Below are 11890 nucleotides of genomic sequence, written 5' to 3' on the forward strand. Positions count from 1 at the left end.
ACTATCGCTCGTCCACGTTAAGGGCGCGTTTACCGAGAGTCGTTTCCGCGAATGCGCCGCCGTGCGGTTCGGCCGCGCCGCGCGGGTCGGGATGCATCAGGATGTCCGCGCGCGGGAAGGCTTCCAGCACGCGCTTCTCGGCAGCGACCAGCACGGCGTGAGCATCCTCGAGCGACAGGTTGGGATCGAGGTCCACGTGCATCTGCATGTGGACATAGGGGCCCGACGCGCGCGTGCGTAGCTGGTGGACGTCTGTCAGCCTCGGGTCGGACGTGACCAGCCGGACGATCCTGTCGCGGTCCTCCTGCGGGAGCTCGTGGTCGAGGAGCTGGTTGGAAGCCTCGCGGAACACGCTGACCGCGCCCCAGAGCAGGAGGGCGGTGATCACCAGGGCGGCGGCGGCGTCGAGATTGTTGACGCCCAGCCAGACCGACGCGCCGATGCCCAGCAGAGCCACGGCGTTGGAGGCCAGGTCGGTGGCGTAGTGGGCCCGGTCGCCGGCTACGGCGACGGAGGCGGTGCGGCGCAGGACCCAGCTTTGGGCCGCGATCAGGCCGCCGGTCAGGACGGTGGAAATCGCCATCACGCCGATCGCCAGCCCTTCCTGTCGCAGCTCATGAGGTTCCAGCATGTGGCGGATCGCCTCCTGGCCGATCAGGGCCGCCGAGGCGAAGACCAGGCCGGCCTGCACCAGGCTGGCGAAGGCCTCGGCCTTGCCATGGCCGAAGCGATGCTCGGCGTCGGGCGGCGCGGCCGCGTACCGCACGGCGAAGAAGGTCACCAGGGACGCTAGCAGGTCGAGGCCGGAATCGGCCATGGAGGCCAGCAGCGAGACCGAGCCGCTCGCCCGCCAGGCCACCGCCTTGATCGCCACCAGCACCAGGGCGACGGCGATCGACAGCAGGGTGACCCCTCGGGTCAGCCTGGCGGTCTCGGCGGTCGTAAGGCCTTGGGCGGGGTTCATCCCGCCTGTCTAATGCGTGCCTTCAGCCGATCCCACAGAGAATGACTCTCAACCTAGGGTCTCTATGTCGCACTAAGCCGCCTTCAAGGGTGTCGGCCCCACATAGCGCGACTGCGGACGGATCAGGCGACCGCCGGCCACCTGTTCGCGGGCGTGGGCGACCCAGCCCGCGACACGGCCCATGGCGAAGACGCAGGTGAAGGCGGACGGCGGGAAGGCCAGGGCCTCCAGCAACAGGGCGGTGTAGAACTCCACATTGGTGTCCAGGGCGCGGTCGGGCTTGTGCTCCTTGAGGATGGCCAGGGCCGCGGCCTCCACGGCCTCGGCGAACTCCACCCGCGCGGGTTGGCTGTTGGAGCCCTCGCGCAGCTTGCGCACCGCGGCCTTGAGCGCGTCGGCGCGGGGGTCGCGCACCCGGTAGACCCGGTGGCCGAACCCCATCAGCCGGTCGCCGCGGGCCAGGGCCTGTTCAATCCAATGACGCGCGTTCTCCGGGCGGCCGATCTCGTTCAGCATGTCGATGACCGGGCCCGGCGCGCCTCCGTGCAGCGGACCTTTCAGCGCGCTGATTCCGCCGACCACGGCCGAGGTCAGGCCCGCCCGCGTCGAGGCGATCACCCGGGCGGCGAAGGTGGAGGCGTTCAGTCCATGGTCGCTGACCGTGACCAGATAGGTGTCCAGCGCCTCGGTTTCGGCCTTGGTCGGAACCCCGCCCCGGGTCATGCGCAGGATGTCGGCGGCGTGGGTCAGGCCGGGATCGGGGGCGATGGGGGCCTCGCCGGCCTGGGCGCGGACCACAGCGGCGGTGAACACCGCCGGGGCGGCCATCAGGCGCAGGGCTGTGGCCAGGTCGTCGCCGTCAGCCAGCCTGGCGGTGAGCGCCCGCATGGCCTCGATGGGGCTGCGGTCCATCAGGCCGGTGTCCAGGGCCGCCACCTCGCCGAACACCTCGGCGCGGGCTGCGCCCAGGCCCTCGGTCAGGTCATCGGGCAGGTCGTCGAAGAAGCCGTCGAACAGCAGCCGGGCCACCTCTTCGAACCGGGTGCGGCCGGCCAGGTCGTCCAGCGACCGGCCGCGGATGATTAGCACGCCGCGCTGACCGTCGACTTCCGACATCACGGTTTCGGCGGCGACGACGTTCTCAAGGCCATCGGACATGGCGCATCTCCTCTTGCTTGCCGTGATATTTGCCGCCAAGCTGGATGCGTCAATCTTGATCAATATAATCAATATATGACCACCCAAACTGCCAAGACCGACTGGATCGCCGCCGACGAGGCCCGGGAGCGCCTGGGCGTCCGGCCCCAGACTCTCTACGCCTATGTCAGCCGGGGGCGGGTCCAGGTCCGTGTCGACCCCCGCGACCCTCGCCGCAGCCTCTATCGGGCCGCCGACATCGCCGCCCTGACCGACCGCAAGACCCGCAGCCGCAAGGTGGCCGAGGTCGCCGCCGGCGCCATAGCCTGGGGCGAGCCGGTCCTGGCGTCGGCCATCACCACCATCTCCGGCGGACGGCTCTACTATCGCGGTCGCGACGCGGTGACGCTTTCCGAGACCGAGACCCTGGAGGCCGTGGCCCGGCTGCTACGCGGCGGCCACGGGGTGGCGCTGAAGCGAACCGATCGGCCCAGCCCGCCGGAGGGGCCGGACATGCGCTCGCGGGCGTTCCTGGCCCTGGCCGCCCGCGCCGGGGTCGATCCGCCGGCCCGGGGCCGCAATCCCATGGCCCTGGCGGTCGAGGCCGCCACCCTGCTGGACGTGCTGACCGATGCGGTTGCCGGCCAGGTGGGCGGCGGGGCGATCGCCAATCGGCTGGCCCTGGCCTGGGGTTTGGGTCCAGGCGGAACCGGCGCAGACCTGATTCGCCGCGCCCTGGTGCTGCTGGCCGATCATGAGCTCAACGCCTCGACGTTCGCGGCGCGCGTGGCGGCTTCGACGGGGGCCTCCTTGGCGGCCAGCGCGCTGGCGGGCCTGGCGGCGCTTTCGGGGCCTCGGCATGGCGGGGCGGCGGCGGCCTGCCAGAGCTTCGCCGCCCAGGCCGCCGCCACCAGCCCGCGCGCGGCCGTCGCAGCCCTGCTGACCGAGGACCGGCTAATCCCCGGCTTCGGCCACAACCTCTATCCGCGGAGCGATCCCCGGGCCGAGGCCCTGCTGGAACGGTTCACCCCCACGCCGGACTTGCGGGCCCTGCAGAGCGCGGTCACCGCCGCCACCGGCCTGGCCCCCAATGTGGACTTCGCCCTGGTCTCCCTGGCCGAGACCCTGAAGCTCCCCAAGGACGCGCCCTTCGCCCTGTTCGCGGTCGCCCGCTGCGCCGGCTGGATCGCCCACGCCATCGAGCAAGGCCAGACCGACCAGCTCATCCGGCCGCGGGCGCGGTATGTGGGGGTGGACGTGGAGGGGGGTTAGGCCTTCCTTCCCCCGCTCATCCCGGCGAAGGCCGGGATGAGCGGAGGAGGGCGCGCTGTTCTACACCTACATTCTGGCGAGCCAGCGGAACGGAACGCTTTACACAGGGTCGACCGACGACCTCGCCAAGCGGGTGTTCGAGCACAAGGAGAAGGCGCGCGCTGGCTTCACAGCCAAGTATGGCGTCGACAAGCTGGTCTGGTTCGAAGCCTTCGAGGAACGCGAGAACGCCTTCCGCCGCGAACGCCGAATCAAGGAGTGGCGACGCGCCTGGAAGCTACGCCTGATCGAGGAAACGAACACCGATTGGCGCGACCTCTATGACGACCTCAACAACCTGCTGAGTTACTAGGCCCGGTGATGCACCGCTTCTTCCTCGGCCAGGGGCAGGTCGAGGCGGTGGACCATTTCCTTTGGGACCACCTGCCAGAACTTGCCGAGATAGCGGTCCCAGTCGCGCAGGATTCCCGCGGCGAAGGCTGACCCCGTCTCGCGGGCGTGCTCTTCCACCAGGGCCTTGAGATCCTGCTCCCAGGCGTGGGTGCCGATCCGCTGGATCACCACGCTGTCGGTGTTGAGCATGGTCTCGAAGCGGTCGTGCAGGTCGAGGACATAGGCCATGCCTCCGGTCATGCCGGCGGCGAAGTTGAAGCCCACCGGCCCCAGGATCACCGCCCGGCCGCCGGTCATGTATTCCAGCCCGTTGGCCCCACAGCCCTCGACCACGGTCACGGCGCCGGAATTGCGCACCCCGAACCGCTCGCCCGCCAGGCCCGCGGCGAACAGGCGTCCGGCCGTGGCCCCATAGAGTACGGTGTTGCCGAGGATGGCGTTGGCCTCCGGCGCCGCCAGGTGCGGCGAGGGCTTGATGACGATGGTCGCCCCCGACAGGCCCTTGCCCACATAGTCGTTGGCCTCGCCCGTGAGCTCGATGCGCAGGCCCTGGACCGCGAAGGCCCCCAGACTCTGGCCGGCCGAACCCTTGAGCTGGACCGTGAGGTGGCCGGGCGCGAGCCCGTCCATGCCGAACTTGCGCACGATATGGGACGAAGTCCGCGCGCCGATGGCCCGCGCCGTGTTCCGCACCGTGTAGGTGAGCTGCATCTTCTCGCCCCGCTCCAGCAGGGGCGCGGCGTCGCGGACGATCTGGGCGTCCAGGGTGTCGGGCACCTCGGTGCGGCCCTCGACCACGCAATAGGGCTTGTTCTGGCCGGGGTCGGCCCGGACCAGCAGGGGGTTCAGGTCGAGATCGTCCAGGTGCTCGCCGCCACGTGAGACCTGCTGCAGCAGGTCGGTGCGGCCGACGATCTCGGTCAGCGACCGGAAGCCCAGGCCCGCCAGGATCTCGCGGACCTCTTCGGCGATGAAGGTGAAGAGGTTGATCACCTTCTCCGGGCTGCCGGAGAACTTGGCGCGCAGGGCCTCGTCCTGGGTGCAGACCCCCACCGGGCAGGTGTTGGAGTGGCACTGCCGCACCATGATGCAGCCCATGGCGATCAGGCTGGCCGTGCCGATGCCGTATTCCTCGGCGCCCAGCATGGCGGCGATCACCACATCACGGCCCGTGCGCATGCCGCCATCGGCCCGCAGCCGCACGGAGTGGCGCAGGTTGTTGAGCGTCAGGACCTGGTTGGCCTCGGAAAGCCCCATTTCCCACGGCCCGCCCGCGTACTTGATCGAGGTCTGGGGCGACGCACCCGTGCCGCCGACATTGCCGGAGATCAGGATCACGTCGGCCTTGGCCTTGGCCACCCCCGCCGCGATGGCGCCGATGCCGGTCATGGCCACCAGCTTCACGCAGACCCGGGCGTCGGGATTGATCTGCTTCAGGTCGTAGATGAGCTGGGCCAGGTCCTCGATGGAATAGATGTCATGGTGCGGCGGCGGGCTGATCAGCATCACCCCCGGCGTCGCATGGCGCAGCCGGGCGATCAGTTCGGTGACCTTGAAGCCGGGCAGCTGGCCGCCTTCACCGGGCTTGGCGCCCTGGCTCACCTTGATCTCGATCTCGCGGCACTGGTTCAGGTACTCGGCCGTGACGCCGAACCGGCCCGACGCGATCTGCTTCACCGCCGAGTTGGGGTTGTCGCCATTGGGCAGGGGCTTGTAGCGCGCACTATCCTCGCCGCCCTCGCCCGAGACGCTCTTAGCCCCGATGCGGTTCATGGCGATGTTCAGCACCCCGTGAGCCTCCGGGCTGAGGGCGCCCATGCTCATGCCCGGCGTCAGGAAGCGCTTGCGGATCTCGTTGACGCTCTCGACCTCGTCCAGGCTGACCGGCCGCTCGCTGGAGCGCAGGTCCAGCAGGTCGCGGAGCTGGATCTGCGGCATGCGCCGCATGCCGTCGCTGAAGCGCTTGTAGGTCCCGTAGTCGCCGGTGTCGCAGGCCGCCTGCAGGGTGTGGATCATGCGCGCCTCGAAGGCGTGGCTCTCCCCGGCGCGGCGCGCCTTGTAGAAGCCGCCGACGGGCAGGCTGACCGCCGCCGGGTCCCAGGCCTTGCGGTGCAGGTCCACCGCCTTGGCCTCGAGACCGGCCAGGCCGATGCCGGAGATGCGCGAGGGCATGCCCGGGAAGAACTCGGCCACCAGGGCGCGGCTGAGGCCCACCGCCTCGAAGTTCAGGCCGCCGCGGTAGGACGAGATCACCGCGATCCCCATCTTGGCGATGATCTTCAAGAGCCCGCCCTCGATGGCGTGCTTGAAGTTCAGGCAGAGATCGCGGAGCGTCAGGCTGCCGGTCAGGCCACGTTCCAGGCGATCCTGGAAACTTTCCTGGGCCAGATAGGCGTTCACCGCCGTGGCGCCGCAGCCCACCAGCACGGCGAAATAGTGCGTGTCCAGGCACTCGGCCGAGCGGACGATGATCGAGACGTAGGAGCGCAGGCCCTTGGCCACCAGCGAGGAATGCACCCCGCCGGTCGCCAGGATCATAGGCAAGGCCACGCGGTCGGGACCGCAGGCCTCGTCGGTGAGCACGATGGTGGCGCAGCCGCGCAGGGCTGCGTCCTCGGCCTCGGCGCGGATTCGGTCGAGATTGGCCCGCAGGGCGTCGCCCGGCCGGCCCTCGGCCGCCGGGATCGGCATGGTGCAGTCGACCACCGCCACGTTCTTCTCGCCGATGAAGCCGAGGATGCGCTGGTACATGCCGGTGGTGAGCACCGGGCTTTCCAGCACGAAGACGTCGGTCTGGGCCTCATCCTGGGCCAGGATGTTGCCGAGGTTCTTGAACCGGGTCTTCAGGCTCATCACCGCCGTTTCCCGCAGCGAGTCGATCGGCGGGTTGGTCACCTGGCTGAAGTTCTGGCGGAAGAAGTGGCTGAGCGGCCGGTACTGGTCCGACAGCACCGCCAGGGGCGCGTCGTCGCCCATGGAGCCCACGGCCTCCTTGGCGTCCTCCACCATCGGGGCGAGGATCAACTCGATGTCCTCCAGGCTCATGCCGGCGGCGGCCTGGCGGCGGACCAGTTCCTCGCGGCCATAGGCGCGGGGTTCGGGCCCGGCGCCGATCTGGGCCTCCAGGTCGACCATGTTGCCCAGCCACTGGTCGTAGGGGTGGCGCTCGGCCAGATGGTCGATGATCTCGTCCTCGGCGTAGAGCCGGCCCTCGGCCAGGTCGACGGCGATCATCCGGCCGGGCGCGATGTGGGTCTTCCTGACGATCCGGGCCTCGTCGACCCGGCACATGCCCGCCTCGGAGCCCATGATCAGCAGGCCATCGTCGGTATAGGCCACCCGCAGGGGCCTAAGCCCGTTGCGATCCTTGCCGGCCACCACCCAGCGCCCGTCGCTGGCGCAGATGGCGGCGGGCCCGTCCCAGGGCTCCATCACCGCGTTGCAATAGGCGTAGAGCGCCTTGTGGGCCGGGCTGATCTGCTCGTCGGAGCGGGCGTTCCAGGCCTCGGGGATCAGCAGGGCCTTGGCCATGGGCGCGTCGCGCCCGGCCCGGACCAGCACCTCGAAGGTGTTGTCCAGCGCCGCGCTGTCCGACCCGCCGGGCTGGATCACCGGCTTCACGTCGTCGCCCAGTTCCCCGAAGGCGTCGGCCGCCATGCGGATCTCGTGGGATTTCATCCAGTTGATGTTGCCCTTGACGGTGTTGATCTCGCCGTTGTGCGCCAACATCCGGAACGGCTGGGCCAGCCGCCATTCCGGGAAGGTGTTGGTGGAATAGCGCTGGTGGAAGATCGCCACCGCCGCGGAGAACCGCTCGTCCTTCAGGTCGGGATAGAACTCGTCGATATGCTCGGCCAGGAACATGCCCTTGTAGATCAGCTGCCGAGCCGAGAAGGAGCAAAGGTAGAAGTCGCGGATGGCCGCGGCGGCGACGCGCTTCTCGATCCGCTTGCGGCAGAGGAAGAGGGCGCGCTCCAGCGGCTCGCCCGACAGGCCGGCGGGCGGTGAGAGCATGATCTGCTCGATCTCGGGCCGGGTGGCGTTGGCCTTCTCACCGATCACCGAGGTGTCCACCGGCACCTGGCGCCAGCCATAGATGTAGAAGCCGAACCGCAGGGCCTCGGCCTCGACGATCGTCCGCGCGGCCTCCTGAGCGCCCAGGTCGTTGCGCGGCAGGAAGACCTGGCCCACGGCGATGGCGCCCGGCCGCACGGTGTGGCCGATGCGGGCGACCTGATCGGCGAAGAAGTCCTGCGGAACGCTCAGCAGGATGCCCGCGCCATCGCCGGTCTTGCCGTCGGCGTCGACGGCGCCCCGGTGCCAGACGGACTTCAGCGCGCGAATGGCCAGCTCCACCACCTCGCGGCGCGGCTGGCCGTCCAGGGCGCAGACCAGGCCCACGCCGCAGGCGTCGCGCTCGTCGGCGGGGTTGTAGGCGTGGCCTTCGATGAGGCGCTGGCGGTTCGCAAGATAGCGCTCGGTGTCCCCACTCCGCTCATCCCGGCGAAGGCCGGGACCCAGATTCATCCGGGGCGCTTGGTGGGCTTCACCTGGGTCCCGGCCTTCGCCGGGATGAGCGGGAAAAAGGTGATCGCTCATGGGCTTCACTCCGCCGCGACCAGCGCCGGGGCGCTGACCTTGGCCTGAAGGTAGGAATGGATGGCGTCGGCGGCGTCGCGGCCGTCGCGGATCGCCCAGACCACCAGGGATGCGCCGCGCACGATGTCGCCGGCGGCGAACACGCCCGGTAGGGTCGTCTCCATGGTCTTGAAGTCGGCCTTCACGGTGCCCCAGCGGGTCACCGCCAGGCCAGGTGCGTCGAAGCCGCGCGGCAGGTCCTCGGGATCGAAGCCCAGGGCCTTGATCACCAGGTCGGCCGGCAGGTCGAAGGCGCCGCCCTCCACTTCCTCGGGCGACTGGCGGCCGGTGGCGTCCGGCGGGCCCAGGCGCATGCGCGCGGCGCGCAGGCCGGCGGCCTGATCGGCCTCGCCCAGCACGGCGCGGGGCGCGGCCAGCCATTCGAACACCACGCCTTCTTCCTCGGCGTGGGCGACCTCGCGGGTCGAGCCCGGCATATTGGCGCGGTCGCGCCGATAGAGGCAGGTGACGGACTTCGCCCCCTGGCGCACGGCGGTGCGCACGCAGTCCATGGCGGTGTCGCCGCCGCCGACCACGACCACGTCGCGGCCTTCAGCGTTCAGTTCGCCGCTCTCGAAGCCCGGCACGCTGTCGCCCAGGCCCGTGCGGTTCGAGGCGATCAGGTAGTCGAGGGCTGGGGTCACCCCCGCCGACCCCGCGCCGGGGACGATCAGGTCACGGGCGGCGTAGACTCCGGTGGCGATCAGGACCGAGTCGTGGCGCTGGCGCAGCTGCTCCAGGGTGGCGTCGCGGCCGACTTCGAAGTTCAGCTTGAACGCGATTCCGCCCTCGGCCAGGCGACGGGTGCGGCGCTCCACCACCTCCTTCTCCAGCTTGAAGCCGGGGATTCCGTAGATCAGCAGGCCGCCCGCGCGGTCGTGGCGATCATAGATCGTCACCTCATAGCCGCCCTCGCGCAGGCGCTCGGCCGCCGCCAGGCCCGCCGGGCCGGCGCCGATCACGCCCACCGACTGGCCGCGCAGGGGGCCGGCGCGCAGGGGGGCGACCCAGCCTTCCTCCCAGGCCTTGTCGGTCAGATAGCGTTCCACCGCCCCGATGGTGACGGTGCCGTGGCCCGACTGCTCGATGGTGCAGGAGCCCTCGCACAGCCGGTCCTGCGGGCAGATGCGACCGCAGATCTCGGGCATGGAATTGGTCGCCTGGGACAGATGATAGGCCTCTTCCAGCCGTCCTTCCGCCGTCATCCGCAGCCAGTCGGGGATGTTGTTGTGGAGCGGGCAGTGGGTCTGACAGAACGGGACGCCGCATTGCGAGCAGCGCGAGGCCTGCTCGGCCGCCTTGGCGTCGATGAAGTCAGCATAGATCTCGTGGAAGTCGCCTGTGCGCGCGGTCGCCGCGCGCTTGGCCGGCGTGGTCCGCTCGACGGTGGTGAATTTCAGCATCCGTTCGGCCATGGCGGCGCCTCCCGCCCGACCTGGGCGCGGCAGGTTTCTACAGAAGAACCGGCCATGGGAAAACCACATGATCCATAAATTAGACCATATAGCGAGGCGAATCGGCAGGAAGACCCTCCGACGGCCTCCTCGAAGCGGCATTTAGTACAATAATTGGATAAACGCCATATTTACCCTGTTCGCCGCCTTGTCCCACCCTGTCCCAGTAAGGAGTTCCGCCGTGGCCGATTGGATCTACGCCGTCATCCTCGGCCTCGTTGAAGGCCTGACGGAGTTCATTCCGGTCTCCTCCACGGGCCACCTTCTGCTGACCAAGAGCCTGCTGGGCCTCCCGGACGGCTTCTGGGACACCTTCAGCGTCATGATCCAGCTGGGCGCGATCCTGGCGGTGGTGGTGCTCTATTTCCAAAGGCTTTGGAGCGTGTTCCTGCGCCTGCCCAGTGATCCCCAGGCCCGCTGGTTCGCCGCCAGTGTGGTGATCGCCGTGATCCCCTCGGCCATCGTCGGCTTCGCCCTGCACGACCTGATCAAGAACGTGCTGTTCGAGAGCGCCCCGCTGATCTGCGTGTCTCTGATCCTGGGCGGGGTGGTGCTGATCGTCGTCGACCGCTGGTCGCCGCGGCCGCGCGAGAACGACGCCATGGCGCTGTCCTTCTGGCGCACGGTGGGGATCGGGCTGTTCCAATGCCTGTCGATCGTGCCCGGCGTCTCGCGCTCCGGCGCGACGATCGTCGGCGGCGCGCTGATCGGCATCGACCGCCGCGCGGCGACCGAGTTTTCGTTCTTCATGGCCATTCCGACCATGGTCGGCGCCTTCGCGCTCGATTTCTGGGAGAACCGCGACGTGCTCACCGCCGACAACCTGGGCGTCATCGCCGTCGGTTTCGTGGTCAGCTTCGTCGCCGCCGTCCTGGTGGTGAAGACCATGCTGGGCTTCATCGCCCGCTTCGGTCTGACGCCCTACGGCTGGTGGCGGATCGCGGTGGGCCTGATCGGTCTCGGCGTCCTGCAGTTCGCGGGCAGCTAGACCGCGACCGACTCCGTCAGGTCGGCGAACTGGCCGCCCTTGCGGAAACGGTAGAGATAGGTCGGCAGGATGGCCTCGACCGTGGTCGCCTCGATCCCAAGGTCCGCCAGGCCCGGATAGGCGCCGGAGACCACATTGTCGGTCTTCAGGAGCTCGACCTGGTCGGCCGTCAGCGGTGGGGCCCAGGGCGTGAAGGCGGCCAGGGGCGAGCACAGCACGCCGATCACCCGCGCGATCGGGAAGGGCAGGGGCAGGAGGATGCGCTTGCGTTCGGTCTCCTTCAGGATCAGCTCCAGGATCTCGCGGAAGGAGAAGACCGCCGGGCCGCCGAGCTCATAGGTCTTGCCGGCGTGGCCGGGCTCGGAGACCGCCTTGGCCACGGCCTTGGCGATGTCGCCCAGGAACACCGGCTGGAACCTGGTCGCCCCGCCGCCGATCAATGGCAGGACCGGGCTGATCGCGGCCATCTCACCGAACTTGTTGAAAAAGTCGTCACCGGCGCCGAACACGACGGAAGGCCGGACCAGCACGGCTTCGGGGAAGGCGGCGCGCACCGCGGCCTCGCCGGCGGCCTTGGTGCGGGCGTATTTCGAGGTCGAGGCCTCGTCCGCGCCCAGGGCCGAGATCTGCACCAGGCGCTCGACGCCCAGTTCCTTGGCGATGGCGGCGACGTTGCGCGACCCGTCCACGTGGACGGCCTGGAACTTCTGGCGGCCGGTTTCGTAGAGCACGCCCACCAGGTTCACGCAGGCCACCGCGCCCTGCAGCGCCCGGCGCACGGAATCGGCGACGCGGACATTGGCCTGGACCACCTCGATCTGACCGACGTCGCCCATCAGGCGCATGGTGTGGGCCAGATGCGGCTGGCGGACCGCGACACGGACGCGCAGGCCCCGACGGGCGAGCGCCCGCACCACCTGGCTTCCGACGAAGCCCGACCCGCCGAAGACGGTGACCAGATCCTGCATGGCGCCTGCTTGAAATCAGTGAGTTCTAGGTCGCCCGGATAGACGATGCGCGGCGCAGCCGCAATGCGAGCGATCC

At 69.5% G+C, this 11890-nt stretch carries 8 protein-coding genes; 3 read left to right on the forward strand and 5 right to left on the reverse strand.

From position 1 onward, the window contains the following. Position 1 precedes the first annotated feature (1 nt). Both V6M51_RS08205 and V6M51_RS08210 read right to left on the reverse strand, forming a co-directional pair. On the reverse strand, positions 2 to 964 hold the full coding sequence (locus V6M51_RS08205; RefSeq protein ID WP_332766201.1) for a cation diffusion facilitator family transporter: 963 nt from the start codon (positions 962 to 964) through the stop codon (positions 2 to 4). Positions 965 to 1036: 72 nt separating this feature from the next. After that, positions 1037 to 2122: a citrate synthase/methylcitrate synthase gene (locus tag V6M51_RS08210; RefSeq protein ID WP_332766202.1), complete on the reverse strand. Its 1086-nt coding sequence runs from the start codon at positions 2120 to 2122 to the stop codon at positions 1037 to 1039. 75 nt (positions 2123 to 2197) lie between these two features. Here V6M51_RS08210 and V6M51_RS08215 point away from each other — a divergent pair, with 75 nt between their 5' ends. Together V6M51_RS08215 and V6M51_RS08220 are read left to right on the forward strand one after the other, a co-directional pair. Beyond that, the gene (locus V6M51_RS08215; protein WP_332766203.1) at positions 2198 to 3373 is read left to right on the forward strand and encodes a citrate synthase; all 1176 of its coding nucleotides are present in this window, start codon (positions 2198 to 2200) and stop codon (positions 3371 to 3373) included. 55 nt (positions 3374 to 3428) lie between these two features. Next, positions 3429 to 3725, forward strand: a complete 297-nt coding sequence (locus V6M51_RS08220; RefSeq protein ID WP_332766309.1) for a GIY-YIG nuclease family protein — start codon at positions 3429 to 3431, stop codon at positions 3723 to 3725. Here V6M51_RS08220 and gltB read toward each other — a convergent pair. After that, positions 3722 to 8293 (reverse strand): glutamate synthase large subunit, encoded by a 4572-nt coding sequence (gene gltB, locus V6M51_RS08225; protein WP_332766204.1) that lies wholly within the window; start codon positions 8291 to 8293, stop codon positions 3722 to 3724. The genes V6M51_RS08220 and gltB overlap by 4 nt on opposite strands. 77 nt (positions 8294 to 8370) lie before the next feature. Continuing rightward, on the reverse strand, positions 8371 to 9819 hold the full coding sequence (locus V6M51_RS08230) for an NAD(P)-dependent oxidoreductase (RefSeq protein ID WP_332766205.1): 1449 nt from the start codon (positions 9817 to 9819) through the stop codon (positions 8371 to 8373). Positions 9820 to 10039: 220 nt separating this feature from the next. Here V6M51_RS08230 and V6M51_RS08235 point away from each other — a divergent pair, with 220 nt between their 5' ends. Beyond that, positions 10040 to 10846, forward strand: a complete 807-nt coding sequence (locus V6M51_RS08235) for an undecaprenyl-diphosphate phosphatase (protein ID WP_332766207.1) — start codon at positions 10040 to 10042, stop codon at positions 10844 to 10846. Here V6M51_RS08235 and V6M51_RS08240 read toward each other — a convergent pair. Continuing rightward, entirely contained in the window at positions 10843 to 11814 is a 972-nt protein-coding gene (locus tag V6M51_RS08240) for a complex I NDUFA9 subunit family protein (protein ID WP_332766209.1), read from the reverse strand. The genes V6M51_RS08235 and V6M51_RS08240 overlap by 4 nt on opposite strands. Between the last annotated feature and the right edge of the window lie 76 nt (positions 11815 to 11890).

Source organism: Phenylobacterium sp., assembly GCF_036677185.1.
In the GTDB taxonomy this organism is placed as follows: Bacteria; Pseudomonadota; Alphaproteobacteria; order Caulobacterales; family Caulobacteraceae; genus Phenylobacterium.